Annotated in this window: 25 protein-coding genes and 2 pseudogenes; 2 read left to right on the top strand and 25 right to left on the bottom strand. The window is 70.3% G+C overall.

The window, feature by feature from the left end; translation table 11 throughout:
- Nucleotides 1–9: 9 nt before the first annotated feature.
- The 21 genes and pseudogenes from nuoK to paaA all read right to left on the bottom strand — a co-directional run bounded on the left by nuoK (nt 10) and on the right by paaA (nt 21,260).
- The gene (gene nuoK, locus ABZU43_RS02855) at nt 10–327 is read right to left on the bottom strand and encodes an NADH-quinone oxidoreductase subunit NuoK (RefSeq protein WP_355004853.1); all 318 of its coding nucleotides are present in this window, start codon (nt 325–327) and stop codon (nt 10–12) included.
- Nucleotides 327–1,097 carry an NADH-quinone oxidoreductase subunit J gene (locus ABZU43_RS02850; protein ID WP_355004852.1) on the bottom strand — a complete coding sequence of 257 codons (771 nt, stop codon included), beginning with the start codon at nt 1,095–1,097 and terminating at the stop codon, nt 327–329. Before ABZU43_RS02850 ends, nuoK begins: the two co-directional genes overlap by 1 nt.
- Nucleotides 1,094–1,735: an NADH-quinone oxidoreductase subunit NuoI gene (gene nuoI, locus ABZU43_RS02845; protein WP_355004851.1), complete on the bottom strand. Its 642-nt coding sequence runs from the start codon at nt 1,733–1,735 to the stop codon at nt 1,094–1,096. Before nuoI ends, ABZU43_RS02850 begins: the two co-directional genes overlap by 4 nt.
- Before the next feature lies 1 nt (nt 1,736).
- A complete protein-coding gene (nuoH, locus tag ABZU43_RS02840) occupies nt 1,737–3,089 on the bottom strand; it encodes an NADH-quinone oxidoreductase subunit NuoH (RefSeq protein ID WP_355004850.1) in 1,353 nt (450 codons plus the stop codon).
- Nucleotides 3,086–5,593 carry an NADH-quinone oxidoreductase subunit G gene (locus ABZU43_RS02835; protein ID WP_355004849.1) on the bottom strand — a complete coding sequence of 836 codons (2,508 nt, stop codon included), beginning with the start codon at nt 5,591–5,593 and terminating at the stop codon, nt 3,086–3,088. Before ABZU43_RS02835 ends, nuoH begins: the two co-directional genes overlap by 4 nt.
- On the bottom strand, nt 5,593–6,909 hold the full coding sequence (gene nuoF / locus ABZU43_RS02830; protein WP_238668747.1) for an NADH-quinone oxidoreductase subunit NuoF: 1,317 nt from the start codon (nt 6,907–6,909) through the stop codon (nt 5,593–5,595). Before nuoF ends, ABZU43_RS02835 begins: the two co-directional genes overlap by 1 nt.
- Nucleotides 6,906–8,069, bottom strand: a complete 1,164-nt coding sequence (gene nuoE, locus ABZU43_RS02825) for an NADH-quinone oxidoreductase subunit NuoE (RefSeq protein ID WP_355004848.1) — start codon at nt 8,067–8,069, stop codon at nt 6,906–6,908. The genes nuoF and nuoE overlap by 4 nt, the downstream gene beginning before the upstream one ends.
- A gap of 52 nt (nt 8,070–8,121) precedes the next feature.
- The gene (locus tag ABZU43_RS02820) at nt 8,122–9,447 is read right to left on the bottom strand and encodes an NADH-quinone oxidoreductase subunit D (RefSeq protein WP_355004847.1); all 1,326 of its coding nucleotides are present in this window, start codon (nt 9,445–9,447) and stop codon (nt 8,122–8,124) included.
- Nucleotides 9,444–10,181, bottom strand: a complete 738-nt coding sequence (locus ABZU43_RS02815; RefSeq protein ID WP_355004846.1) for an NADH-quinone oxidoreductase subunit C — start codon at nt 10,179–10,181, stop codon at nt 9,444–9,446. Before ABZU43_RS02815 ends, ABZU43_RS02820 begins: the two co-directional genes overlap by 4 nt.
- Nucleotides 10,178–10,855, bottom strand: coding sequence for an NADH-quinone oxidoreductase subunit B (locus tag ABZU43_RS02810; protein WP_124821345.1), 678 nt, complete (start codon nt 10,853–10,855; stop codon nt 10,178–10,180). The genes ABZU43_RS02815 and ABZU43_RS02810 overlap by 4 nt, the downstream gene beginning before the upstream one ends.
- Before the next feature lie 14 nt (nt 10,856–10,869).
- Entirely contained in the window at nt 10,870–11,235 is a 366-nt protein-coding gene (locus ABZU43_RS02805; RefSeq protein WP_074316036.1) for an NADH-quinone oxidoreductase subunit A, read from the bottom strand.
- Between the two features lie 135 nt (nt 11,236–11,370).
- The gene (locus ABZU43_RS02800; RefSeq protein WP_355004845.1) at nt 11,371–12,648 is read right to left on the bottom strand and encodes a geranylgeranyl reductase family protein; all 1,278 of its coding nucleotides are present in this window, start codon (nt 12,646–12,648) and stop codon (nt 11,371–11,373) included.
- Nucleotides 12,649–12,787: 139 nt separating this feature from the next.
- Nucleotides 12,788–13,012 (bottom strand): hypothetical protein, encoded by a 225-nt coding sequence (locus ABZU43_RS02795; RefSeq protein ID WP_091395588.1) that lies wholly within the window; start codon nt 13,010–13,012, stop codon nt 12,788–12,790.
- 87 nt (nt 13,013–13,099) lie between these two features.
- Nucleotides 13,100–13,810 carry a demethylmenaquinone methyltransferase gene (locus ABZU43_RS02790; protein ID WP_355004844.1) on the bottom strand — a complete coding sequence of 237 codons (711 nt, stop codon included), beginning with the start codon at nt 13,808–13,810 and terminating at the stop codon, nt 13,100–13,102.
- 750 nt (nt 13,811–14,560) lie between these two features.
- A pseudogene (locus tag ABZU43_RS02785) lies at nt 14,561–15,646 on the bottom strand (cell wall anchor protein); the annotation flags it as partial.
- Between the two features lie 375 nt (nt 15,647–16,021).
- Nucleotides 16,022–17,212, bottom strand: a complete 1,191-nt coding sequence (mqnC, locus tag ABZU43_RS02780; RefSeq protein WP_355004843.1) for a cyclic dehypoxanthinyl futalosine synthase — start codon at nt 17,210–17,212, stop codon at nt 16,022–16,024.
- A gap of 228 nt (nt 17,213–17,440) precedes the next feature.
- Nucleotides 17,441–18,550 (bottom strand): 1,2-phenylacetyl-CoA epoxidase subunit PaaE, encoded by a 1,110-nt coding sequence (paaE, locus tag ABZU43_RS02775; RefSeq protein ID WP_355004842.1) that lies wholly within the window; start codon nt 18,548–18,550, stop codon nt 17,441–17,443.
- Nucleotides 18,547–19,041 carry a 1,2-phenylacetyl-CoA epoxidase subunit PaaD gene (gene paaD / locus ABZU43_RS02770; RefSeq protein WP_355005184.1) on the bottom strand — a complete coding sequence of 165 codons (495 nt, stop codon included), beginning with the start codon at nt 19,039–19,041 and terminating at the stop codon, nt 18,547–18,549. Before paaD ends, paaE begins: the two co-directional genes overlap by 4 nt.
- 23 nt (nt 19,042–19,064) lie before the next feature.
- Nucleotides 19,065–19,790 (bottom strand): 1,2-phenylacetyl-CoA epoxidase subunit PaaC, encoded by a 726-nt coding sequence (gene paaC / locus ABZU43_RS02765; RefSeq protein ID WP_355004841.1) that lies wholly within the window; start codon nt 19,788–19,790, stop codon nt 19,065–19,067.
- A 76-nt stretch (nt 19,791–19,866) separates the two neighbouring features.
- The gene (gene paaB, locus ABZU43_RS02760; RefSeq protein WP_238668904.1) at nt 19,867–20,151 is read right to left on the bottom strand and encodes a 1,2-phenylacetyl-CoA epoxidase subunit PaaB; all 285 of its coding nucleotides are present in this window, start codon (nt 20,149–20,151) and stop codon (nt 19,867–19,869) included.
- 32 nt (nt 20,152–20,183) lie between these two features.
- Entirely contained in the window at nt 20,184–21,260 is a 1,077-nt protein-coding gene (gene paaA, locus ABZU43_RS02755; RefSeq protein ID WP_355004840.1) for a 1,2-phenylacetyl-CoA epoxidase subunit PaaA, read from the bottom strand.
- Nucleotides 21,261–21,631: 371 nt separating this feature from the next.
- Here paaA and ABZU43_RS02750 point away from each other — a divergent pair, with 371 nt between their 5' ends.
- Nucleotides 21,632–22,621 (top strand): hypothetical protein, encoded by a 990-nt coding sequence (locus ABZU43_RS02750; protein WP_355004839.1) that lies wholly within the window; start codon nt 21,632–21,634, stop codon nt 22,619–22,621.
- A complete protein-coding gene (locus ABZU43_RS02745; RefSeq protein WP_355004838.1) occupies nt 22,621–23,586 on the top strand; it encodes a hypothetical protein in 966 nt (321 codons plus the stop codon). The genes ABZU43_RS02750 and ABZU43_RS02745 overlap by 1 nt, the downstream gene beginning before the upstream one ends.
- Before the next feature lie 95 nt (nt 23,587–23,681).
- Here the strand turns inward: ABZU43_RS02745 and ABZU43_RS02740 are convergent, their stop codons facing one another.
- The 4 genes and pseudogenes from ABZU43_RS02740 to ABZU43_RS02725 form a co-directional block, all read right to left on the bottom strand.
- On the bottom strand, nt 23,682–24,533 hold the full coding sequence (locus ABZU43_RS02740; protein WP_355005183.1) for a menaquinone biosynthesis protein: 852 nt from the start codon (nt 24,531–24,533) through the stop codon (nt 23,682–23,684).
- Entirely contained in the window at nt 24,485–24,919 is a 435-nt protein-coding gene (locus tag ABZU43_RS02735; RefSeq protein WP_355005182.1) for a hypothetical protein, read from the bottom strand. The genes ABZU43_RS02740 and ABZU43_RS02735 overlap by 49 nt, the downstream gene beginning before the upstream one ends.
- Before the next feature lie 520 nt (nt 24,920–25,439).
- Nucleotides 25,440–25,961: pseudogene (locus tag ABZU43_RS02730) on the bottom strand (MFS transporter); the annotation flags it as partial.
- Between the two features lie 42 nt (nt 25,962–26,003).
- Entirely contained in the window at nt 26,004–26,588 is a 585-nt protein-coding gene (locus ABZU43_RS02725) for a winged helix-turn-helix domain-containing protein (RefSeq protein ID WP_355004837.1), read from the bottom strand.
- Nucleotides 26,589–26,771: the final 183 nt, after the last annotated feature.

Genomic DNA, 26,771 nt, shown 5'->3' with positions numbered 1-26,771 from the left:
AGGACCCCTCTAGTACTTGAGCAGATTGGCGTCGTCGACACTCGCCGAGCGTCGCGTCCGGAAGATGGACATGATGATCGCGAGCCCGACCACGACCTCGGCCGCCGCCACCACCATCACGAAGAACGCCATGATCTGGCCGTTGAGGTCACCGTTGATCCGGCTGAAGGTGACCAGCGTCAGGTTGGCCGCGTTGAGCATCAGCTCCACGCACATGAACAGCACGAGCGCGTTGCGCCGGACCAGCACCCCGGCGGCGCCGATGGTGAACAGCACCGCGGCGAGCACGAGGTAGTAGGTCGGCTCGACCGAGAAGAACGATCCCATTACTTGTCCGTCCCCTTCAGCGAGGTCTCCTCGGCGGTCAGCTCGCGCTGCGGAAGGATCGCCGGGGTGCTGCGGTCGGTCAGGCGGCCGTCGGGCAGCCGGGCCGGAGTGGCCACCGAGGAGGAGGTCGCGAAGACGCCGGGGCCCGGCTTCGGGCCGGGGTAGTTGCCCGGGGCGAAGCGTGCCTTCATGGTGGACACCTGGTCGACCTTGTCCTGCTTCCGCCGCTCGACGTGGGCCAGCACCATGGCACCGACCGCCGCGGTGATCAGCAGCGCCGAGGTCAGCTCGAACGCGAAGACGTACTTGGTGAACAGCAGCCGGGCGATGCCCTGCACGTTCCCCTCGGCGTTGACCTGCTCCAGACCGACCGTGTTGGTCCGGTCCAGCGCCTGGTAGAGGCCGGTGCCGACCAGACCGGCGAAGCCCAGGCCGAGCACGATCGCGGCGACGCGCTGGCCGCGCAGCGTCTCGATCAGCGAGTCCGTGGAGTCCCTGCCGACCAGCATCAGCACGAAGAGGAACAGCATCATGATCGCGCCGGTGTAGACGATGATCTGCACCATGCCGATGAACGGGCCGGCCTGGAGCACGTAGAACACGCCCAGGCAGAGCATTGTCAGCACCAGCCACAGCGCCGAGTGCACGGCGTTGCGCGCGGCCACCATCCCGATCCCGCCGATCAGCGCGAGCGGGGCGAGGATCCAGAAGGTGACCGCCTCACCGGTGGAGACCGAACCCGCCGCGGCGAGCACCGTAGACGTGGTCATGCTCCCTCTCCCTTGCCGGCCGCCACGCGCTGGGCGGCCTGCTCGGCGCCCGGGAACGTCACGCCGGGGTGCTCCTCGACCTGGTAGCGGCCGGGGCCCATCGGGGACGTCTCCGCACCGGCGGAGGTGCCCGGGTTGTCCAGCGCGCCGACGTAGTAGTCCTTCTCGCTGTCACCCAGCCGCATCGGGTGCGGAGGCTGCTCCATGCCCTCCAGCAACGGCGCGAGCAACTGCTCCTTGGTGAAGATCAGGTCCTGCCGGTTGTCCCGGGCCAACTCGTACTCGTTGCTCATGGTGAGCGACCGGGTCGGGCAGGCCTCGATGCACAGCCCGCAGAAGATGCAGCGGGCGTAGTTGATCTGGTAGATGCTGGCGTACCGCTCACCCGGCGAGAAGCGCTCCTCGTCGGTGTTGTCGCCACCCTCGACGTAGATCGCGTCCGCCGGGCAGGCCCAGGCACACAGCTCGCAGCCGATGCACTTCTCCAGGCCGTCCGGGTGCCGGTTGAGGATGTGCCGCCCGTGGTAGCGCGGCGCCGACACCGGCGGCTTGAACGGGTAGTCGGTCGTGACGACCTTCCTGAACATGTGCGAGAAGGTGACACCGAATCCCTTGAACGTTCCGGTGATCGCGCCCACGTCACACCTCCCTGGAGTCCGAGCCGGCAACGATGTTGGCCGGCTCCCGCTCGGCGACCACGCGCGTGATGCGCGGGCTCGGTGGTACCTGAAGATCCATCGGTGGCAGCGGGAAGCTCCCGTGCGGCCGGTTGTCGACCTGTTCCTGCGTCGTCGGCGTCGGCGTCGGGCGCCGGCTGGGCCAGAAGATCGTGGCGATCAGCAGGATGCCGGCCGGGATGCCGACGGCGATCACCTTGCCGCGGGTGTCCCAGTCCTCGATGGAGCGCAGGCCCGACAGGACCAGGATCCAGGCCAGGTTGATCGGCAGCAGCACCTTCCAGCCGAGCCGCATGAACTGGTCGTACCGCAGCCGGGGCAGCGTGCCACGCAACCACACGAAGACGAAGACCAGGGCGATCACCTTGCCGAAGAACCAGAGCATCGGCCACCAACCGGAGTTGGCGCCCTCCCAGATGGTGATCGGCCAGGGTGCCCGCCAACCGCCGAGGAACAGCGTGGTGGTGACAGCGGACATGGTCACCATCGCGACGTACTCGCTGAGCATGAAGAGCGCGAACTTCAGCGAGCTGTATTCCGTCATGAAGCCGGCGACCAGCTCGGACTCGGCCTCGGGCAGGTCGAACGGCGCCCGGTTGGTCTCACCCACTGTGGCGATGAAGAAGATGATGAAGCTCGGCAGCAGCAGGATCGCGTACCAGCCCGGCGCCGGGATGGTCTGGCCGAAGACGGTCAGCTCGGTGCCGTCGCCCTGAGCGGCGACGATCCCGCTGGTGCTCATCGTGCCGGCGGTCATGAAGACCGCCACGATGCTGAGCCCCATCGCGACCTCGTACGAGATCATCTGGGCGCTCGACCGGAGACCACCCAGCAGGGGGTACGTCGAGCCCGAGGCCCAGCCGCCCAGCACGATGCCGTAGACGCCCATCGAGGAGCAGGCGAGCAGCAGCAGCACCGCCACCGGCACATCGGTGACCTGCAACGGCGTGTGGTGACCGAAGATGCTCACCATCGGGCCGAACGGCACCACCGACAGGGCGGTGACCGCGCAGATCACCGAGATGGTCGGGGCGAAGAAGTAGACGACCTTGTCGGCCGCCTTCGGCAGGATGTCCTCCTTGAAGGCCATCTTCAGGCCGTCGGCGAGGGTCTGCAGCAGGCCGAACGGGCCGACCTGGTTGGGGCCGGGCCGCACCTGCATGTAACCGACCACGCGCCGTTCGAACCAGACACCGAGCAGGGTGGCCAGCAGACCGAAGGCGAACGCGAAGACAATCTTGCCGAGGACCAGCCACCACGGATCCCGGCCGAAGTCGGCCAGCGTCGGATCCTGGGCCAGGTAGATCGGACTCACTGGTTACCCCCGGTGTTGAGGAGCGGACCCGGGAGACCGGTCTCGTCGGCCGCCACGCGTCCGGCCGGGATGGCCGTACTCGGTGCGGGGACGGAGATCCGGACGACCGCGCCGGACGTCGCCCCGAGGCTGCGCCGCACGGTCGAGCCGGGTGAGTTGGTCGGCAGCCAGACCACGCCGTCCGGCATCTCGGTGAGTTCCGCCGGCAGGGTCAGCGCCCCCCGGTCGGTGCCGACCGTGACCGCGTCACCGTCGACCACACCGAGCGCCTCGGCGGTGCCCTTACCCAGCCGGACCACCGGCGGGCGGGCGGTCCCGGCGAGGTTCTCGTCGCCCTCGGTCAGGGTGCCGAGGTCCACCAGCTGGTGCCAGGTGGCCAGCACGGCCTCCCCGGCGTTCGGCTGCGGCACACGGCCCGGTGCGACCGACGGCGCGGCCGGCCGGGACATCCGCGTCGCCGGCAGCGTGCCCAGCTCACGACGCACACTCAGCACGTCGGCCGTGCCGAGGCGTACGTCGAGCAGCGCGGCCAGCGCGTCGAGCACCCGGCCGTCGGTCATCGCGGAGGTGTTCAGCACCGCCTCGAACGGGCGCAGCCGGCCTTCCCAGTCCAGGAAGCTTCCGGCCTTCTCGGCCACCGGGGCGACCGGCAGCACCACGTTCGCCCGCCGGGTCACCGCGCTGGCCCGCAGCTCGAGGCTGACCAGGAACGGCACCGCGTCCAGGGCGGACTCGGCCAGTCGCGGGTCGGCCAGGTCGGCCGGGTCGACACCGCCGACGACAAGCGCGCCGAGCTGCCCGTTGGCGGCCGCGGCCAGGATCCCGTCGGTGTCCCGACCGGCCTGGCTCGGGATCACCCCGGCCGGGATGTCCCACGCCTCACCCAGCTCGGCCCGGGCGGCCGGCTCGGTGACCAGGCGACCACCGGGGAGCAGGTTGGGCAGGCAGCCCGCGTCGACAGCGCCGCGGTCACCAGCGCGCCGCGGCACCCAGGCCAGCTTCGCGCCGGTACGCCGGGCCACGTCGGCCGCGGCGGAAAGTCCGCCCGGCACGCTGGCCAGCCGCTCGCCGACGATGAGGATCGCACCCGGTGCGCTCAGCGCCTCGCTGACCGTTGCGTGCTCGGCGAGCACGCTGGCCTCCTCGCCCGGCACCACCCGGGCCAGCTTGGCACCGAGCTTCTCCAGGCCGCGGGTGGCGAAGGGCGCCAGCGCGTACACGGTCAGGGTCTTCTTCAGGTACGCCTTGCGCAGCCGCAGGAAGAGGATCGGGCACTCCTCCTCGGGCTCCAGGCCCACCAGCACCACCGCCGGCGCGTTCTCCACGTCGGTGTAGGTGACGTCGGTGACCCCGGCGACCGAGCTGGCCAGGAAGTCGGCCTCCTCGCGGGAGACCGGGCGGGCCCGGAAGTCGATGTCGTTGGTGTTCAGCGCGACCCGGGCGAACTTGGCGTAGGCGTAGGCGTCCTCGACGGTCAGCCGGCCGCCGGTGAGCACTGCGGTGCCCTGCCCGCTCTCCCGAGCGATGTGCAGCCCTTCGGCGGCGACGGTGAGCGCCTCACTCCAGGACGCCTCCCGCAGCTCACCGGTGCTCTCGTCCCGGACCAGCGGAGTGGTCAGCCGGTCGGCGGCCCGGGTGTACTGGAAGCCCCAACGGCCCTTGTCGCAGTTCCACTCCTCGTTCACCGCCGGCTCGTCGCCGGCCAGCCGGCGCAGCACCTTGCCACGCCGCCAGTCGGTGCGCTGCCCGCAGCCGGCCGAGCAGTGCTCGCAGACGCTCGGGCTGGAGACCAGGTCGAACGGGCGGGCGCGGAAACGGTACTGGGCACCGGTCAGCGCACCCACCGGGCAGATCTGCACCGTGTTGCCGGAGAAGTAGGAGTTGAACGGGACGTCCCCGGCGTCGCCCTCTTCGCCGTACGCGTCGTCCCGGTAGATGTTGATCTCCTCGGCGGACGACCGGCCCATCAGGTCGATGAACTTGTCGCCGGCGATCTCCTCGGAGAACCGGGTGCACCGCTGGCAGAGCACGCAACGCTCGCGGTCCAGCAGCACCTGGCTGCTGATCGCCATCGGCTTCTCGTACTCCCGCTTGTGCTCGTGGAAGCGCGAGTCGGTGCGGCCGGTGGACATCGCCTGGTTCTGGAGCGGGCACTCGCCGCCCTTGTCACACATCGGGCAGTCCAGCGGGTGGTTGAGCAGCAGCAGCTCCATCACCCCCTCCTGCGCCTTCTTGGCGACCGGGGAGGTGATCTGGGTACGCACGACCATGCCGTCGGCGACGGTCTGGGTGCAGGAGGCGACCGGCTTGCGCTGGCCCTCCACCTCGACCAGACACTGCCGGCACGCGCCGGCCGGGGCCAGCAGCGGGTGGTCGCAGAACCGGGGGATCTCGGTGCCCATCTGCTCGGCGACCCGGATCAGCAGCGTCCCCTTGGGGGCGGTGACCTCGACGCCGTCGATGGTGAGGGTGACGGTCTCGGTCTGCTTGGCTACGTCGGTCATCAGTGCGCCCCTACCAGGGTCTTCTCCGACAGCTTGGGTGCGGTCCGACCCTCGATGTAGTCGAGGTAGTCCTGCTTGAAGTACTGCAGCGAGGAGGTCACCGAGCTGGTCGCGCCGTCACCCAGACCGCAGAACGAGCGGCCGAGGATGTTGTCGCAGGTGTCCAGCAGGGTGTCCAGGTCTTCGTGGGTGCCCTGACCGGCGAGGATCCGCCGGTAGACCCGGACCATCCAGTAGTTGCCCTCACGGCACGGGGTGCACTTGCCGCACGACTCGTGGTGGTAGAACTCCAGCCACCGGTACGTCGCGTAGACCGGGCAGTCCTGGTCGGAGAAGATCTGGGTGGCCGTGGTGCCGAGGATCGAGCCGGCCGCCGCCACCCCCTCGAAGTCCAGTGGCACGTCCAGGTGCTCGGCGGCGAGCAGCGGGGTGGAGGAGCCGCCCGGGGTCCAGAACCGCAGGTTGTGGCCGGGCTGCATGCCACCGGCCAACTCCAGCAGCTCGCGCAGCGTGACACCCATCGAGCACTCGTACTGGCCCGGGTTGACGACCCGGCCCGAGAGCGAGTAGATCATCGGCCCGGAGGACTTCTCGGTGCCCATGCTCTTCCACCAGTCGGCCCCACCGAGCACGATCGGCGGCACGCTGGCGATGGTGCCGACGTTGTTCACCACCGTCGGGCTCGCGTACAGGCCGTGGGTGGCCGGGAACGGCGGGCGCAGCCGGGGCTGACCCCGGAACCCCTCCAGCGAGTCCAGCAGCGCCGTCTCCTCGCCGCAGATGTACGCCCCGGCGCCGGAGTGCACCACCAGCTCCAGGTCGTAGCCACTGCGCAGGATGTTCCGGCCCAGGTAACCCTTGTCGTACGCCTCCTGGACCGCGTTGCGCAGCCGGCGCGCGGCGTGCACCGCCTCGCCCCTGATGTAGATGTAGGCGCGGGCGGCCCGGATCGCGTACGAGGCGATGATGACGCCCTCGACCAGCGCGTGCGGGTCGTGGGTCATCAGCGGCAGGTCCTTGCAGGTGCCCGGCTCGCCCTCGTCGGCGTTGACCACCAGGTAGTGCGGCTTGCCGTCGCCCTGCGGGATGAAGCCCCACTTGAGGCCGGTCGGGAAGCCGGCGCCGCCCCGGCCCCGCAGCCCGGAGTCCTTGATCAGCTGGATCAGGTCGTCCGGGTGGGCCTTGAGCGCCTTGCGCAACGCGGCGTAGCCGTCCAACTGCTCGTACGTGCCGATGCGCCAGGCGTCCGGCGAGAGCCAGCGCTTGGTCAGCACCGGCGTCAGCTTGGCCAGCGTCTCCGGGCGGGGAGTGGTCACTTCTGGGCCCCCGTTTCGTTCGCGTCCGCCGGTCCGGCGCCGTCGGCGTCCGTCCCAGCCTTCGCTTCGGTGAGGTTGCGCTCCTGCGCCCCGGCCTCGTCGCCGGCGGGCTTGCCGTCGCTGGCCGGCGCGTTGGCCGCCACGCCGGCGGCCTCGGCCGACCGCGCGTCACCAGCCTCGGGCGCGGTGCCGGTGCCGTCCGTCGGGACCTTCGTGCCGGGGGCGTCCGGCACTGCCGCGCCCGCGTCCGGCTGCCGGGTCTCGGCGGTACGCACCTGCGGCGACTTGTCGTCCGGTGCCTTGACGTCCGGTGCGGTGCTGCCGGTGGCGGTCTCCGGCAACGCCTGCTCGGCGATCCCGGTCGGGGCGGACGCCCCGTCTCCGCCCTTGACCGGCGCAGCGCTGGCCTCGACGGGCGCCGGCTTGGCGGCCTCCGCCTTCGCCTTCGCCTCGGCGGCGGCCTTGTCGGCCTCGGCCTTGCTGCGGATCGGGGTGTTCGGGTCGAAGCCCGGCACCGAGACGCCGTGCTGCTGGGCCAGCCGCAGCCCGCGCAGGGTGGGCTCGCCCGGGCCGCCGTCGGCGACCGCACCGTCGCGCTCGTCGGCGAAACCGGCGAGCTGCACCGCCATCTCCTTCAGGGTGCAGAGCCGGGCGCCCCGGGTCGGCATCGGCCGACCGCCGGCCCGCAACTCGTCCACCACACCGACAGCGGTGGAGGCGTCCACGCCGTCGAAGAAGTCATAGTTGACGGTCATCACCGGGCCGTAGTCACACGCCGCCAGGCACTCGGCGTGCTCCAGCGTGATCGTGCCGTCCGTCGTGGTCTCGTCGTGCCCGACGCCCAGGTGCTCGGCGAGGGTGTCGTAGACCTCCTGGCCACCGAGCACGTTGCACATCGTGTTGGTGCAGACGCTGACCAGGAAGTCACCGGTCGGCTTGCGCTTGTACATCGTGTAGAAGGTGGCCACCGCGCCGACCTGGGCCTTGTTCAGCCCCAGCACCTCGGCGCAGAACGCGACCCCGGCCGGGGAGACGTACCCCTCTTCGGCCTGCACCAGGTGCAGCAGCGGCAGCAACGCCGAGCGGGACCGGTCCGCCGGGTAACGGGCGATGATGTCGCGCGCCCGCTCCCGGGTCTCGTCAGTGAAAGTCGTCGTCATCAGAGCCGCCTTCCGTTCGCGACTGCGGGGCTCGCAAGCTCACTCCTCGCACTCACCTGTCACACCCGCCCATCACCGGGTCCAACGAGGCGCCGCCGGCGATCACGTCGGCGATCAGACCGCCCTCGGCCATCGCCGGGAGGGCCTGCAGGTTGACGAAGCTGGGCTCCCGGTAGTGCACCCGGTAGGGCCGGGTGCCGCCGTCGGAGACCGCGTGGACGCCCAGCTCGCCGCGGGGCGCCTCGATGGCGACGTACACCTGGCCGGGCGGGACCCGGAAGCCCTCGGTCACCAGCTTGAAGTGGTGGATCAGCGACTCCATCGACTGACCCATGATCTTCGCGACGTGCTCCAGCGAGTTGCCCATGCCGTCGACGCCGATGGCGAGCTGCGCCGGCCAGGCGATCTTGCGGTCGGCGACCATCACCGGGCCGGGACGGAGCCGGTCCAGCGCCTGCTCGACCAGCTTCATCGACTCCCGGATCTCGGCGAGCCGGACCAGGTAGCGACCCCACACGTCACCGTCGGGGTGGGTCGGCACGTCGAACTCGTACGTCTCGTAGCCGCAGTACGGCATGGTCTTGCGCAGATCCCAGGCGAGGCCGGCGGAGCGCAGCACCGGGCCGGTGATGCCGAGCGCCACGCAGCCGGTGACGTCCAGCACCGCGACGCCCTTCGTCCGCGCGGTCCAGATCGGCTGGCCGGAGAGGAGGTCCTCGTACTCCTTGAGCTTCTTCGGCATCATCTTGAGGAACTCGCGGATCTTGACGATCGCCTCGTCCGGCACGTCCTGCGCCACACCGCCCGGCCGCACGTACGCGTGGTTCATGCGCAGGCCGGTGATGGTCTCGAAGATGTCGAGGATGTACTCCCGCTCGCGGAAGCCGTACAACATGATCGAGATCGCGCCCAGCTCCATGCCGGTGGTGGCCAGCCAGACCAGGTGCGACGAGATCCGGTTGAGCTCCATCATCAGCACGCGGATCGTGGTGGCCCGCTCGGTGATGTCGTCGGTGATGCCGAGCAGCTTCTCGACCGCGAGGGCGTACGCCGTCTCGTTGAAGATCGGGGCGAGGTAGTCCATCCGGGTCACGAACGTCGAACCCTGGACCCAGTTGCGGTATTCGAGGTTCTTCTCGATGCCGGTGTGCAGGTAGCCGATGACCGAGCGGGCCTCGCGGACCGTCTCTCCCTCCAGCTCCAGGATCAGCCGCAGCACCCCGTGGGTGGACGGGTGCTGCGGACCCATGTTGACGATGATCCGCTCGTCGTTGATCGGGTCGGTGCCCGAGACGATGGTGTCCCAGTCCCCACCGGTGACGGTGAAGACCCGGCCCTCGTCGGTCTCGCGCTCGCTGGCGTAGTTCGACGTCGTCACTGGTACGACCTCCGCTCGCTCGGCGGCTGGATCTCCGCGCCCTTGTACTCGACGGGGATGCCGCCGAGCGGGTAGTCCTTACGCTGCGGGTGGCCCTCCCAGTCGTCCGGCATGAGGATCCGGGTCAGGTTGGGGTGGCCGTCGAAGACGATGCCGAACATGTCGTACGCCTCGCGCTCCTGCCAGTCCGCCGTCGGGTAGACGGCGGTCACGCTGGGCAGGTGTGGGGCTTCGACGGAGACCGCGGCCTCCAGCCGGACCCGCCGCCGGTACGTCATCGAGGTGAGCAGGTAGACCACGTGCAGCCGGCGCTCGTCGGCGCCGAGGTAGTCCACACCGGACACCGAGGAGCACAGCTCGAAGCGCAGCGCCAGGTCGTCCCGCATCACCTGGCACACCTCGGCGATCCGCTCCGGGCGTACGTGCAGGGTCAGCTCACCCCGGTCGACCACCACCTTCTCGATGGCGTCGTTGAAGGCCGGGTACGCCTCCTCCAGCGCGTCGCGGACCTCGTCGAAGTAGCCCCCGTACGGCCGGGACGCCTCTTCGATGGGCTGGCGCTGGCGGACCAGGCCGCCGTAGCCGGACACGTCGCCGGTGCCCTGGTTGCCGAACATGCCGCGCCCCGCCGGGCTGGCCGGCGGGTACTCCGCCGGGGCGGTGCTGCTGGCGCCGACCGGGGTGACCGGTACCGGCACCCCGCCGTCGTTTGGCTTGTCGGTGGGTGACGTCATTTCGGGCCTGCCTGCGGGTGGAGGTGGTTCTGAGCGTTCATCCAGTTCTCGATGCGCAGCTGCTCCTCGCGGCCCTCACGGACCGCCCGGGTCCACTCGGCGCGCCGGGCCTTGTCGCTGCGGTACGAGGAGGGCATCGAGCCGTAGGGGACGATCGGAACGTCGCCGCGCTCCTGGCGGGCCGCCAGCATCTTGCGGCCGTTCGGGCCCAGCGGCTCATACATGATCTTCTCGCGGAGCTTGAGGATCGCGTCGATGAGCATCTCCGGCCGGGGCGGGCAGCCGGGCAGGTACATGTCGACCGGCACCACGTGGTCGACGCCCTGCACGATCGCGTAGTTGTTGAACATGCCGCCGCTGCTGGCGCAGACGCCCATCGAGAGCACCCAGCGCGGCTCGGCCATCTGGTCGTAGATCTGGCGCAGCACCGGGGCCATCTTCTGACTCACCCGGCCGGCCACGATCATCAGGTCGGCCTGCCGGGGCGACGCCCGGAAGACCTCCATGCCCCAGCGGCCCATGTCGTAGTGCGGACCACCGGCGGCCATCATCTCGATGGCGCAGCAGGCCAGGCCGAAGGTGGCGCCCCACACGGACGACTTCCGAGACCAGTTGACCAGCTTCTCCACCGAGGTGAGCAGGACGCCGGCGGGAAGCTTCTCCTCGATGCCCATCTGACGTTCCTTCCTCAGTCCCAGTCCAGGCCGCCGCGCCGCCACACGTAGGCGTACGCAACGAAGACCGCGACGATGAACAGGACCATCTCCACGAAGCCGAAGATCGGCAGAGCGTCGAACGAGACCGCCCAGGGGTAGAGGAAGATGATCTCGATGTCGAAGACGATGAAGAGCATCGCCGTCAGGTAGAACTTGATCGGGAACCGCCCGCCGCCGACCGGCTGCGGGCTGGGCTCGATGCCGCACTCGTAAGCCTCGAGTTTGGCCTTGTTGTAGCGACGGGGACCGGCGAAGCGGGCGGCGCCGACGGAAAACAGCGAGAACGCCGCGGCGAGGGCGAACAGCCCGATGATCGGTGCGTAAGGCGAGAGCGTCATCGTTTTCTCCTGCTCGTCCTTCCCTGCCCTCGGTGCTTGACGAAAATCACACTATTCACGTCCCTCGCAGTGGCAGTCGGCGGGGGTCGATCTTTGTCGGCATCGGGGCCTTGACCAGCACCGATGCCGTCCTACTTATACGGCTGGGGCGGCCTTCGTCATCGCGTTGATGACCCGATCCATCGCGTCCCCGCCGCGCGGGTCGGTCAGGTTGGCCAACAGCTTGAGCACGAAACGCATCAGCGTCGGGTGCGGCATGCCGTGTTTGGTGGCGATCCGCATGATCTCGGGGCGGCCGATCAGTTTCACGAAGATGCCGCCCAGCCGGTAGTAGCCGCCGAGCCGGGCCTTCAACTCGTTCGGGTACGCCAACAACGCGCGCTCGCGTTCCGGGCCGGCCGGCCGGGCGAGGGCCTGGAGCATGACCTCCGCGGCCAGTTCGCCGGACTCCATCGCGTACGCGATGCCCTCGCCGTTGAACGGGTTGACCATGCCGCCTGAGTCGCCGACCAGCAGCACTCCCCGGGTGTAGTGGGGCACCCGGTTGAAGCCCATCGGCAGCGCGGCACCGAGGATCGGGCCGTCGGCGTTGGTCTCGTCGGTCATCCCCCAGTCTTCCGGGGTGTTTGCGAGCCAGTCGGTCAGCAGCCGGCGGTAGTTGGTCTTGCCGAACGCCGAGGACGAGTTGAGCACGCCGAGCCCGACGTTGACCCGCCCGTCACCGAGGCCGAAGATCCAGCCGTACCCGGGCAGCAGGTTGTCGCCGCTGTCCTTGCTGCGCAGCTCCAGCCAGGACTCCAGGTAGTTGTCCTCGTGCTTGGCCGGCGAGCGGTAGTAGCGGCGGACGGCGACACCGATCGGCCGGTCCTCCCGCTTGCCCAGCCCGAGCGCCAGCGGGAACCGGCCGGAGACGCCGTCCGCCGCGACGACCAGCGGGGCGTGGAAGGTGGTGGGCTCCTTGCCCGGCCCGACCTCCGCCTCGACGCCGGTGACGCGGCCATCGCCGTCGAGCACCGGGCCCAGCACGTTGACGCTGGTCCGAAGTTTCGCGCCGGCAGCCACCGCCCGCTGGGCGAGCAGGTCGTCGAAGTCCAGGCGCGTGCGCACCAGACCGTAGTTGGGGAAGCTGGCCAGCTCCGGCCAGTCCAGTTCGAGGCGCACCCCACCGCCGATGACCCGCAGGCCACGGTTGTGCAGCCAGCCCGCCTCGGGCGAGGTGTCCACACCCATGCGGATGAGCTGGCGCACCGCGCGCGGGGTCAACCCGTCGCCGCAGACCTTCTCCCGGGGGAACTCGGTCTTCTCCAACAACAGCACCCGTACGCCGTGCCGGGCCAGGTGGTACGCAGTCGCTGATCCACCGGGACCGGCGCCCACGACAATGACGTCGGCGTCATGTTCCACCGCGGTCATCCGCGCCTCCTCCCGCACGCTCGTGAAATGCTTCACAAGCCAGACGGGACGAGTGTATGACCGGCGTCATACCAGCGCAGGATCAGGGGTACCTAACTCGCCGATGTGACAGCTCACCACCGTCCACAGCGGTCAGGTGTCAGGCCGGGCTGGAGGCGTCCAAGCCCGCATCGACCCGAATTGTCTCCGGCAGATGCTCGCGGAGCGCCCCACCCGCCGCCCGGTCCAGTGCCGCCAGAACCTCGGCGACCACCTGCCGGACCTCCACCGGGTCGGCCCCGGCCAACTCGCGCAACTGGGAGATGAGCTCGGCCGCGTCGTCATCGGTCGCGGCCACCGGGTCCGCCGGGTCTGCTCCGGTCATGCGATCGAGCGTACCGGGCAAAGTGGACCAAGTCCGATATTTACGGAACCTGAATAATTGTCAGTGTCGTGTGGTGCGGTCCGCCCGCTACTCGCGGATCCCCCGGTGCAGGGCCACCACGCCACCGGTCAGGTTGCGCCACGCCACGCGCCCCCACCCGGCTGCGGCCACCCGGCCGGCCAGCGCGGACTGCGCCGGCCAGGCGCGGACCGACTCGGCGAGATAGACGTACGCCTCGGGGTTGCTCGACACAGTGCGGGCTACCGCCGGCAGCGACCGCATCAGGTACGACAGGTAGACCGTCCGGAAGACCGGGTTGACCGGGGTGCTGAACTCGCAGACCACCAGCCGGCCGCCCGGCCGGGTCACCCGGGCCAGCTCACGCAGCGCCGCGTCGGTGTCGTTGACGTTGCGCAACGCGAAGGAGATGGTCACCGCGTCGAAGCTGGCGTCGGTGAACGGCAGCCGCAGCGCGTCTCCCGCCAGCAGCGGCACCTCGGGCCGGGCCCGCTTGCCGGTGTGCAACATGCCCAGTGACAGGTCGACCCCGACCGCGTACGCCCCGGACTGGGCCAGCTCGCGCGTCGAGACGCCGGTGCCCGCGCCCACGTCCAGCACCCGCTCGCCCGGCCGCAGCCCGAGCGCCGCCCGGGTGGCCCGCCGCCAGGAGCGATCCTGGCCCAGCGAGATCACCGTGTTGGTCAGGTCGTAACGCTCTGCCACGCCGTCGAACATCGCGGCGACCTCGTGCGGCTGCTTGTCCAGACTGGCGCGCTGGCCCTGCGGGGTACGGCTCACCCCCTCACTCTGCCAGCCGCCCGCCAACCGACGTTCGCTGGGTGGGCGGCCCGCACCCCGTACGCGAAAGGGCGGGGTGGTCGCCCACCCCGCCCTCGCGTCGTACCCGCGTCCGTGACACCTCGGTCAGAACGCCTGTCGCCATGGCACCCGTCGCGGTCGCGCCGCTCGTGCGCGCCGCTGGTCAGGACAGCGGTGTCAGTCGGTCGACTTCTCGTCCGTCGGCGAGACCAGGACCACCTTGCGGCGACGGGTGAGCACCAGCAGCGCCCCACCCACCAGCAGGATGATCACGCCGATGCCGCCGATCAGGCCAACCTGCACACCGGTCACCGGCAGGCCGCCACCGCCGGAGCCACCACCGGTGGAACCATCACCGGCACCCGGCGAGACGGTCGTGCCCGGCGTCGTCGTACCGCTGGGGATCGGCGTCGGAGTGGCAGTCGCGGTCGGAGTGGCCGTCGGCGTCTCCGTTGCGGTCGGGGTCGGCGTAACGGTCGGCGTCTTCGTCGGAGTGACCGTCGGGGTCGGCGTCGCCGTGGGGGTGACCGTCGGCGTCGGGGTCGGCGTCTCCGTCGGGGTCGGCGTCGCGGTCGGGGTGACCGTCGGCGTCGGGGTCGGCGTCTCGGTCGGCGTCGGCGTCCCGGTCGGGGTGACCGTCGGCGTCGGCGTCGGCGTCTCCGTCGGCGTCTCGGTCGGGGTGACCGTCGGCGTCGGGGTCGGCGTCTCCGTCGGCGTCGGCGTCTCGGTCGGCGTGACCGTCGGCGTCGGCGTCGGAGACTCGGTCGGCGTGACCGTCGGCGTCGGGGTCGGCGACTCGGTCGGCGTGACCGTCGGCGTCGGCGTCGGGTCGACGGTCTGGTCGACGAAGACGTCGAAGATCGCCTGGTTGTCGCCCTCGTCGATCTCGGTGAAGGCCTTCCGCTGGGCGGTGCTGGCCCGCCGTGGCTGCTTCTCGGGCTGGCCCGCTGCCGCGTCCAGGCCGTGCGCCACCAGCTCGCCGACCCGCAGCACGGGTTCGGTGACGTCCTTGCCGACTGTCACCTTGATGTCCGCGGTGTAGTAGTCACCGGGGCGGATCACCGCGCCGTCGTCCTGGCAGAGCGCCTGAGCGACACCGAACGTCTGCGTGGTGCACGTGTCGGGCAGGGTGTCGAAGGTGACGCCCGCCGGCAGGGTCAGCACGTAGGCGAGACCGGTGGCCTTGCGGCTGCCGTCGTTGTAGACCGCCCAGTCGACCGGCACCGTCTCGCCCGGCCGCACCGGCCGAAGGTCGGGGTCGTCGCCGTTGACGCCATTCAGCACGACGTTGGCGTTGACGTCCTGCACCCAACTGGTCAGGTCGTACCCGGGCTCGGTGACGGTGATGTCGTGCTCGACCTTGTTGTCTTCCTTGTTGGGGTCCTCGGTGGCCGAGCGGATGGTGACCACCAGGGTGCCGGCGGCGCCCTTGCCACCGGTGGAGAAGATCGGGATACCGAAGTCCTCGCTGGTGCCGGCGGCCAGGTCGCCGAGGCGGCAGGTGAACTTCTTGCCGTTCACCCGGCAGCCGTCGGGCACCACGACCCGGACCTTGTTCGTCTTCAGCTTGCTGGTGTCCACCGTGTAACTGACGCCCTTGGCGTCTTCCTCGCTCCGGCTGTTGTCGACGGAGAACTTGAACGGCTTGCTCTTGGCCTCCGTGACACCCTTGGCCAGGTTGTAGCTGAGCGGCACCAGGGCCAGATCGGCCTGCTCGGCCGCCAGCACTGGAGCGGCCACGGCGGCGATGCCGCCGGCCGCGAGCAGCGCCACGACACTGGCGCGCACCAGCGTCGAGCGGTGGAACGCTGTCATCAGTCCCCCGGGGGGTAGGGAAGGAAGAATGGTTGCGGAACGAGCGGACGCTATCGGAGGCCGATCTTCCACGCCAGCGGGCGGAGCCGTTTTCGTCCGTCCGGCCCGAGCTGCGCAGACAGTACGGGCGGGATGGTCACCCATCCCGCCCGTACTGCCGTGCGTTATATGAACGACCCGCAGCGGGCCGATGGAGGACAGCCTCTTTCGTCGACGGTGGCGACGAATATGAGCCGGGACGCTAGCCGCCGACCATCATCTCCACCAGCCCCAGACCGGAGAGGCTGACGCTGCGGCGACGGGGACCACCCGTACCGCCGGGGTGACCCGGCGGGAGCATGAGCGTCGATCAGCCGAACGGCCGGGTGTCGACCGTCAGCTGACGTCCACCAGCGGCAGGGATCGGCCCGCGCCTCCGCCGGGCAGCGCGATCGAGGAGAAGTGCGAGACCACCCGCTCGTCGGTCGGGTCGTCGGCCGGCGTGTGGTGCACGGCGAGCCGGTTGTAGAGGGTGTCGCGCTGCGCGGGGATCCGGTCCGCCGAGCGGATCATGCCGATCAGCTCGTGCAGGTTGGAGCGGTGCCGGGCACCGGCGGAGGAGATGACGTTCTCCTCCAGCATGATCGACCCGAGGTCGTCCACGCCCATGTGCAGCGAAAGCTGCCCGACGTCCTTGCCGGTGGTCAACCAGGACGCCTGCAGGTGCGGCACGGTCTCGAAGAAGAGCCGGGCCACCGCGACCAGCCGCAGGTATTCCAGGGTGGTCGCCTGGGTGCGGCCCTTCAGGTGGTTGTTCTCCGGCTGGTACGTCCACGGGATGAACGACCGGAAACCGCCGGTGCGGTCCTGCACGTCACGGATCATGCGCAGGTGCTCGATCCGCTCGGCGTGCGTCTCGCCGGTGCCCATCATCATGGTGGCGGTCGACTCGATGCCCTGCCGGTGGGCCAGCTCCATGACCTCCAGCCAGCGCTCGCCCGACTCCTTGAGGGGGGCGATCGCCTTGCGGGGCCGCTCGGGCAGCATCTCCGCGCCGGCGCCGGCGATCGAGTCCAGGCCGGCGGTCTTGATCCGGGCGATGGCCTCGTCCAGGCTCACCCCGGAGACCTTGGCCATGTGCAGGATCTCGCTGGGGCCGATCGAGTGGATGACCAGCTGCGGGTACGCCTGCTTGACCGAGGAGAACAGCTCCTCGTAGTACTCCACGCCGTAGTCCGGGTGGTGCCCGCCCTGGAGCATCACCTGGGTGGCGCCCAGCTCGACCGCCTCGCCGCAGCGGCGCAGGATCTCCTCGGTCGGGTGGGTCCACCCTTCCTTGTGCTTGGGCGCCCGGTAGAACGCGCAGAACTTGCACGCCGTCACGCAGACGTTCGTGTAGTTGATGTTGCGGTCGATCAGGTAGGTGACGACGTTGTCCGGGTAGCGCCGCCGGCGCACCGCGTCCGCCGCCTCGCCCAACGCGTGGAAGGGCGCCTCGGTGTAGAGCAGCAGCGCCTCCTCGGGCGTGATCCGCCCGCCGTCCGCGCCGCGCTGCAGGATGTCGTCGATCTCCCGGCTCACCGTCACACCCCGAGCCTACGCCGGTGACGCGCCCCTGCCCTGAGGGGTGTTCAGGCTGTGATTCGCTCCGCAGACGCTGGACCCCACCGAAGCCAGCACCAAGCGGGTCGCCGCCACACCTCACCGCGATCTTGCACTTACTGTCGCGACACACGAGGGCATTCCGCGCATATCGACAACCGAAAATGCAAGATCGGCGCGGATGAGGGGTGGGGTGGGGTGGGGTGGGGTGGTCTAGGCGTCGTAGTCGACAGTGAGCCTGTCGGTGGTCGGGCTGGACTGGCAGGTCAGCACGTAGCCGGCGGCCAGTTCGTCGGGCTCCAGCGCGTAGTTGCGGGCCATCGTGACAGCGCCGTCCACGACCTTCGCCTTGCAGGTCGAGCAGACGCCACCCTTGCAGGCGTACGGCAGCTCACCCCGCACCTTCAGCGCGGCGTCCAGCACCCGTTCCTCACGACCCATGGTGAAGCTCGACGACCGGCCGTCCAGCACGATGGTCACCTCGGCCCCGGCGCCCGCCTGGTCGACGGGTCGGCGCACCGGCTCCGGTGGCGTGTCGACGTGGAACAGCTCGGTGTGCACCGCCGACTCGGGCAGCCCGCGTGCGGTGAGCACGTCCCGGACGTCGACCACCATGCCGTACGGGCCGCAGAGGAACCACTCCTCGATCAGGTCGCCCGGCACGATGGTGCCCAGCAACCGGCCCAGCCGCTCGGCGTCGATCCGACCGGAGAGCAGCGGCGACTCGCCCTGTTCCCGGGAGAGGACGTGCACCAGGTGCAGCCGGGTGGGGTAACGGTCCTTCAGGTCGGCCAGTTCCTCGGCGAACATCACGGTGTTCGCCGTGCGGTTGCCGTACACCAGGGTGAAGGTGCTGGCTGGCTCGACGGCCAGGGCCGTCGCGACCAGCCCGAGCACCGGGGTGATGCCGGAGCCGGCGACGACCGCGCCGTAGTGCCGCGCCCGGTCCGGCGCGAACGCCGTGGTGAAGGTGCCCAGCGGCGGCAGCACCTCCACGGTGTCGCCACCGCGCAGCGCCCCGCACGCGAACGCCGAGAAGGCGCCGCCGGGGATCTCCCGCACCCCGATCCGCAACCGGCCGTGCCGGGCGAGGTCGTCGGGGGTGGAGCAGATCGAGTACGACCGGCGCACGTCCGTGCCGTCCTCCGCGGCTCGCCGCACGGTGAGGTGCTGGCCGGCGCGGAACGCGAAGGTCTCCCGCAGTTCCTCGGGTACGGCGAAGGTCACCGCCACGGAGTCGTCGGTGAGCCGGTCGACGGCAGCGACGGACAACGGATGGAAGACCGGCCGGCGGCGAACCGGGCGGGTGATGGTGACAGTCACAGCGCCTTCAGGTGGTCGAAGGGTTCGGAGCAGGAACGGCACCGCCACAACGCCTTGCACGCTGTGGAACCGAACCGGCTGACCTGCTCGGTCTCCGGTGAACCGCACTGCGGGCAGCGGACCGCGAGCGTCAGGGACACGACGCCGGCGGCGGGCACCGGGGCCGGCGGGGCGATCCCGGCGGCGGCGAGCTTGGCCCGCCCACCCTCGGAGATCCAGTCGGTGCTCCACGGTGGGCTGTAGACGGTCTGGACCTGCGCGTCCGGGTGGCCGGCGGCGGCGAGCGCGCGGCGGATGTCGGCCCGGATCACGTCCATCGCCGGGCAGCCGGTGTAGGTCGGGGTGATGGTGACGGTCACCCGGCCACTGGCCGGATCCTCCTCGACCGCCCGCAGGATGCCCAGCTCGTCGATGGTGATGACCCGGATCTCCGGGTCCACGACGCTGGCGGCGGCCTCCCGTGCGCTCGCCCTGCCGGCGCGGTCAGCGATTGCCGGGCTCGCGCTCGGCGCGCTCACCACTTCGCTCCGGGGTGGGCGCGGTGCAGCACCTGCATCTCGGCGAGCAGGTAGGCCAGGTGCTCGGTGTGCACACCGGCCCGCCCACCGGCCGGGGCCCAGGAACTGCCCGGCTGGGTGAGCGTCGCCTCGGCCAGCACCGGGCCGACGACCTCGTCGAACGAGGACCGCAGGGTTGCCGGATCGACCGGAGCCGCCGGGTCCGCGGCGAACAGCTCGTGGGTGTACGGCCACACCTGGTCGACGGCAGCCTGCATCCGACGATGCGACTCCTCGGTGCCGTCACCGAGCCGCTTCACCCACAGCGCGCCATGGTCCAGGTGGTACGCCGACTCCTTGCGCGCCTTCGCGCCGATGGCGGCCAGCCGCTCGTCCGCGCAGCCGGCCAGCGCCGTGTACAACGGCAGTTGGTACGCCGCCAGGAAGAACAGCTTCGCCATCGTCACCGCGAAGTCGTCGTTGGGCAGCTCGACCACTAGCGCGTTGCGGAACTCGCGGTCGTCGCGCAGGTACGCCAACGCGTCCTCGTCGCGGCCGGCGCCCTCCAGCTCGCCGGCGTACGACAGCAGCAGCCGCGCCGCCCCGAGCTGGTCGAGGGCGATGTTCGCCAGCGCGATGTCCTCTTCCATCTCCGGCGCGCGGGTGGTCCACTCGGCCAGCCGCTGGGCCGCGATCAACGCGTCGTCGGCGAGCGAGAGGGTGAAGTCGAAGGGCCCGTTCACGCCGTCACCTCGCTTCGCTCGGCGGTGGCGCGAAGCGCCCCGCTGCTGAGCTGGCTGGTTCGTTCGCTCCGCTCGCTCACAGGTGGGCCACCCCGTCCGGCACCTCGTAGAAGGTGGGATGGCGGTACACCTTGTCGGCGGCCGGGTCGAAGAAGGCGTCCTTCTCGTCCGGGCTGGACGCGGTGATCGCACCGGCCGGCACCACCCAGATCGACACGCCCTCCTGGCGGCGGGTGTAGAGGTCGCGGGCGTTGCGCAGGGCAAGCTCGGCGTCGGGCGCGTGCAGGCTGCCGACGTGCGTGTGCGACAGCCCACGCCGGGCCCGCACGAAGACCTCCCACAGAGGCGAATGACTCGTCATGCCGGGTTGTCCGGCTTGCTCGCTACGCTCGCTCACGCGGCCACCGTCTCCTTCTGTCCCGCCCGCTTCGCGGCGTACGCCGCGGCGGCCTCGCGTACCCAGGCGCCGTCGGCGTGCGCGGCCCGGCGGTGGGCCATCCGCTCCCGGTTGCACGGCCCGTCGCCCGAGATCACCTGCATCAGCTCGTCATAGTCCGGCTGGGTGTAGTCGTACGCCTGCCGCTCGTCGTTCCAGCGCAGGTCCGCATCGGGGATGCGCAGCCCGAGGATCTCGGCCTGCTGGACGCACATGTCGACGAAGCGTTGGCGCAGATCGTCGTTCGAGAAGCGCTTGATCTTCCAGGCCATCGACTGGGCGGAGTGCGTGGAGTTGCCGTCCGGCGGGCCGAACATGGCCAGCGACGGGTACCACCAACGGTCCACCGCGTCCTGCGCCATCGCCTGCTGCGCGGGGGTGCCGTGCGCCAGGGTGTGCAGGATCTCGTAGCCCTGCCGCTGGTGGAACGACTCCTCCTTGCAGACCCGGATCATCGCCCGGGCGTACGGGCCGTAGGAGCAGCGGCAGAGCGGGACCTGGTTGACGATCGCCGCGCCGTCCACCAACCACCCGATGGCGCCCACGTCGGCCCAGCTCAAAGTGGGGTAGTTGAAGATCGAGCTGTACTTCTGGCGGCCGTCGAGCAGCAGTTGGACCAGCTCGTCGCGGCTGATGCCGAGGGTCTCGGCGGCGGCGTAGAGGTAGAGACCGTGACCCGCCTCGTCCTGCACCTTGGCCAGCAGGATCGCCTTGCGCTTGAGCGACGGCGCCCGACTGATCCAGTTGCCCTCCGGCTGCATGCCGATGATCTCGGAGTGGGCGTGCTGGGCGATCTGCCGGATCAGCGTCCGCCGGTACGCCTCGGGCATCCAGTCACGGGGCTCGATCTTCTGCTCGGCGTCGACGACCTCCGCGAAGTACGCCGCCAGGTCCTCGTCCGGAGCGGGTCCGCCACGCCGCCCGCGCGCCGCCGCTGCGCGCAGCTCGGCCTCGGCGGCCTCGACCTCGCCCAGCAGGCCGCCGGGCGCCTCGTCGGTGGCGGCGTCCGGGGCGGAGAAGTCGTTGCCATACATGAGGCTAAGTGTTACAGCTTGCGCCTCGTTGCACCAGGGGGTGTAACAGGAATCCGCCCATCCCATCTGTGAGCGGATGACTGCTTTGCGCTACCCGAGGACCGTTACGTCGCCGTGACCTAGGCCACGAAACAAAGATGAATCACTGCAAAAACCTCATACCGGCCCCATATCCCGCCTTTATCCCAGGTTGCCTAGTGTCGGACCCTGGCGGTCCGCTGGTCCGGACGTAGACTTCTGCCGGACAACCGATCGGCTGCCGACGTCGACATCTCCACAGAGGCCACCTCCCCCGGCCTCGGCGATCGCACCCGATTCGTCCCGACGACAAGCCGGTCCCCCCGGCCCTGACACCTGGAGTTCACCCACTCATGCGATCTCGCGTGACCCTGGTGCTCGCCATCACGGCGGTCGTGCTCGGCGGCGTCCTACTGGTCCCCACCGCGTACGCCCGACTCGCCAGCGACGACAGCGGCGGAGGCGGTGGAGGCGGCACGTCGAGCGTGGCCGCGCCCGCGCCCACTCCACCACCGCCGCCCACCCTGGCCGCCGGCCCGGTGTCGGTGAGCTTCAAGGGTGAGTTCTTCTCGTGGGCCCTGCTGGACCGCAAGACGGGCAAGATCTCCGGGTCGCCGAACATGACCGCGACCAGCTCCACCGAGTCGATGATCAAGGCGTGGATCGTCTCCGACTATCTGCGACAGCTCGGCGACAGGGAGCCGCCCGCAGCGATGAAGAAGCTGGCCAGCCTCGCCATCATCGACAGCAACGACGGAGCCGCCAACAAGATCCACGCCGCTGCGGGTGGCTCCTACAAGCCCTCGTCCAGCAGCGTCCCCGACGCGGTGATCCAGCGGGCGATCAAGATCTGCGGGCTGACCGACACCAAGCGCGGCAACGTCCAGCCGTACACCGGCTACTGGAGTTTCACCCGGATGTCCCCCCGCGACGCGGCTCGCGTCGGCGACTGCATCGCCGACGGCAAGGCTGCCGGCCCGAAGTGGACCAAGTGGGTGTTGGACCAGATGAGCAAGGTGAGGGGCACCACCGCGGCCAAGGACCAGAAACCCTCCTCCGGTGGTGGCCGCTGGGGGATCATCGACGGTCTACCCAAATCGATCACCTCTCAGGGCCCGGTCAGCATCAAGAACGGCTGGACCCCCATCTACGGCGACGGCGACTGGCACGTCAACTGCCTCGCCGTCACCAGCAAGTGGAGCCTCGCGGTGATGCTGCGCTACCCGATCAGGACCGGTCTGGACTACGGCGCGAAGGTCTGCGCCAGTGTGGCCACCCAACTGGTCACCCCGCAGCCGGGCGCCGCTCTCAAGGTGCCGCAGCAGCCGGTCGGAAAGCTCTGATGGCCGGCAACCGCCGAGTCGACCGCCGCAACGGCGGCGGCGAGGCCTCCCCGGTTCGGCTGATCGCCGTCGCGGTCATCCTCATCGGGCTGGTCCTGGTGTCGCTGCGACTGCTGCCCGGGTCGCCGTTCGAGTCGTCCGCCGCGGCCCAGTGGGGCGACGCCGGCTCCGGCACCAGCGACCGCCCCACCGGCTCCGGCACCGACCGCAGCGCCCGCCAGCCGTCCTCGCCGTCGCCGAAGCCCAGCCCGTCGCTGGAGCCGCTGCCGTTCGCTGCCAAGGACCTCGACCTGAACATCGAGGGCTGGTATTCCTGGAGCGTCCTCGACCGCCGAACCGGAAAGATCATCGGTTCGAAGAACATGGGCGAGACCAGCACGACCGCCTCGATGATCAAGGCGTGGATCGTCGCCGACTACCTGCGTCGCGCGGCCGACGCCGGCCAGACCCCGAGCGACGCGAAGCTCGCCGACGCGACGCGGATCATCCGGGACAGCGACAACACCAGGGCCGAACAGTTCTACAACCAGGTCGACCGGGAAGCGTCGATCAAGCGACTCATCTCCATGTGCAAACTGACCGACAGCAGCGTCGCCCCCGACAAGGGTTGGAGCCGGACGGCGCTCTCCCCCCGGGACACCGCCCGAATGGGCAACTGCATCGTCACCGGCACAGCCGCCGGGCCGAAGTGGACCAAGTGGCTGCTCAACGAGATGAAACTGGTTCGCGGAGCCGGCGACTTCGGTATCCGCAAGGCCTTCCCGGCCTCCGAGCAGAAGAAGATCGCCATCAAGAACGGGTGGATCGACCGGACCAAGGAGCAGGAGATGCACATCAACTGCCTGGCCATCGGTGACACCTGGACGATGGGCGTGATGGTCAAATACCCGATCAACATGGGCTACGACTACGGCATGAAGAACTGCGAGAAGATCACCGAGGCACTGCTCCGCCCCGGCACCTGAGCCGCTCAGGCTGACGCCGGCCGCGCCCGCCCCGGGACCTCTGACCCGGGGCGTGGTTGGCAGCTCGGCGCTCTGCCGGCCCGGCTTGGCAGCGGTCAGCCGGCGAAGAACTCCGGGCCGCCGTCCGGCAGCGCCGGGGCCTCGCCGATGGCGGCGGCCCGACGGGCCCACTCGCGCAGCCCGATGACCTGCCGCTCGCCGAGGGAGAAGTCGAGGGCCCGGAAGTACGTGGCCAGCGTCTCCGCGTCGAAGGCCTCCCAGCGGGCAGCCGCCTCGGCGACCTGGTCCAACTCGGCCAGGCAGAGATCCCGCGAGCGCAGGAAGGCCTCGTGCACCTCCTTCACCAGGCCCGGGTGGGCGGCGGCGAAGTCACGGCGGACCGCCCAGACGGCGAAGACCATCGGCAGCCCGGTCCATTCCCGCCACGCCTGCCCGAGGTCGGTGACAGTGAGGCCCTTCTGCGGTGCCTCGTAGTACGCCCGCAGCGCCACGTCCCCGATCAGCACGGCCGCGTCGGCCTCCAGCAGCATCTGGGTCAGGTCCGGCGGGCAGCGGAAGTACTCGGGCCGCACGTTGTACTGCTCGGCGAGCAGCAGCTGAGCCGTCATCACCCCGGTCCGCGAGGTCGAGCCGAGCGCCACCCGGGCGCCGTCCAGCTCGGCGAGCGGCCGGGTGGAGACCATGTTGACCGAGAGCACCGGCCCGTCGCTGCCCACCGCCAGGTCGGGCAGGAGCAGCAACTCGTCGGCGTGCTTCAGATACTCCAACAGCGTGATCGGGCCGATGTCGAGGTCGCCGGCGACCAGCGCCGCGCTCAACCGGTCCGGCGAGTCCTTCTGCAGGTCGACGTCGAGCAGGGCACCGGAGCGCATCAGACCCCAGTAGATCGGCAGGCAGTTCAGGAACTGGATGTGCCCGACCCGCGGGCGTGCGATGCGCTCAGCCATGGCCCGACCGTATCCCCGGCTGCCGGCTCCGGCTCGGCGGGCCGGCCCGGAGTGGCCAAGCCCGCACTTGACGACCGTCGTGCCGCCCTGGCTAAGACCGGGACGAAAGCCAGCACCACCAGCAGCCCGACCACACCGGCGCCGGCGATCAGCGGCCGAGGCGGGACGACCGCCAGCAGCGCCCCGCCGATCAGAAAGCCCGCCATCGAGCCACCCTGCACCGCCGCGCCGTAGCTGGCGTACGCCCGCGCGCGCATCGCCTCCGGTACCCGCCGAGCGGTGAGCAGGTTGGCGAAGACGTTCTCGCCACCGTTGGCCGCACCACCCACCAACCAGAGCGGCACCAGCACACCTGCCGCCGGCACCGTCGCCGCCAGCAACACCATCAGGCTGCACACGGCCAGAGTGGCCAACACCCCCCGTACCAAACGCGCCGTCGTCGTCGAGCCGCCGGGCAAGCCGTACGGCGAGCCAGGTCCCCGGCAGCATGCCGGCCATCCACGCGGCGCTGACCAGGCCGTACGTGGTCGCCGAGCCCCCCAGGGTCTCGCGGATGAAGAAGACCTCGATCACGTTGATGCCGCCGATCGCCGCGATCACCACGGCAGTGCTCACCACCATGACGAGCATCAGCGGATCGCGGCGCAGCCGCCAGCCGACCTCCGTACCCCCCGGGGTTGGCACACCGCCCGAAACGGCCGGACTGCTGACGGCGGCGGCCCGACTGGCGGCGGTCTCGCTGCTCACGGCGGCCTCGCTGGCTGCGGCGGCGCTGGCCGCGGTCTCGCTGGGTGCGGCCTTGCTGGGTGCGGTGCCGCTGGCTGCGGTCTTGCTGGCCGCGGCGGCGGACCGTCGGCCGCCGCGTCGGGTCCGCAGGAGTAGGCCCGCGACCACGAGCGCCAGGTAGGTCGCGGCATCGAGAAGCAGCGGTACGCGGGTGCCGAACTGTCCCACCAGCAGACCGGCCAGCACCGGGCCGCCGAGCGCACCGAGCGATACGGCGGTCTGGCTGATCGCGCTGGCTCGCGGCAGGTCGGCCGGGCGGACCATCGCCGGCAGCAGCGCGGCGAGGCAGGGTTGGGTGACCGCGAGCCCGCAGGCCAGCAGGGCGACGAGCCCTACCACCAGGACCGGCTGTTCGACGACGGCAAGGAGCGCGCAGATTGCGGCCTGGCCGAACCCGATGGTCACCAGCAGGGTACGGCTGTCTGTCCGGTCGGCGAGTCTGCCCGCGAGTGGGGCGAGCACCACCAGGGGCAGGGTGGCGGCCAGCAGCAGCCCCGACACGGCCAGCCCACCGGCACCGGCACCCTGTAGCGCCAGCGCCAGCGCGGTCGCGGCGAGGAAGTCGCCGCAGATCGTGGTGCCCCGGGCAGCGGCGGCGAGCCAGACGTCCGACCAGCGCGACTCATCAGTTGTGAAGGACATACTTCGAAAATAATCCTTCACAACTGATTCATGCAAGGGTCGTTACGCCAGGGGCACCGTCCGGTACTGCACAGCGACCGAACGCGCCCCCGGCGGCGGGTCGGCCTGCCGGCGGCGCGCCTGGTACGGCCGAAGCAGCGCCATGACCGCGTCGTTCAGCCCGCTCAACTCCTCCGCGGTCAACAGAAGCAACGTGTCAGCGAACAGCGTCGTGTTGTACCACTCCGCAGGCTCGTCCCCGGCGCGCCGCAACCAGTCCCGGGTCCGCTCGATGTCCCGGACCGCATGCGCCTCCACCAGCGCCCGCTCCGCCGCACGCGCCTCAGGCCCGGCATCACGACCGGCCTCGACCAGGACACTCGGGCTCGACACCCGCCACAGCCGCTCGCGCGCGTCCCCACGGCTCGGTGCCTGCTCGACCAGACCGAACTTCGCCAACGCCCGCAGGTGATAACTGGTAGCGCTCGGCGAGAGCCCGACGATCTCGGCACATTCGGTGGCGGTCCCACCACTCTCGCGACTGTTCAAATACTCCATGATCGCAATCCGGGCCGGATGGGCCATCGCCCGCATCACCTGGGGGTCGCTGATCGTCATCCGGCGCGAATCGGAGCGGGCCTCGGTCATACACCCATGATCCCGGCAGCCTCCCCAACCTGCCATCACCTCCGCGTCCCGCTCGGGCCACCGCGCGTCGGCCACGCCGTCACCTTCGGCAGCGAGCAGGCCGATTCGACGGCGAGCGCGGGCCAGCGAGCGCGGCTTCGGCAGCGCGGCTTCGGCGGACGCGCAAGCTGGCGGGGGAAATCG

Source organism: Micromonospora sp. NPDC005205 (assembly GCF_040608275.1).
Taxonomy (GTDB): domain Bacteria; phylum Actinomycetota; class Actinomycetes; order Mycobacteriales; family Micromonosporaceae; genus Micromonospora.
This window is presented reverse-complemented; position numbering and strand designations above follow the sequence as displayed.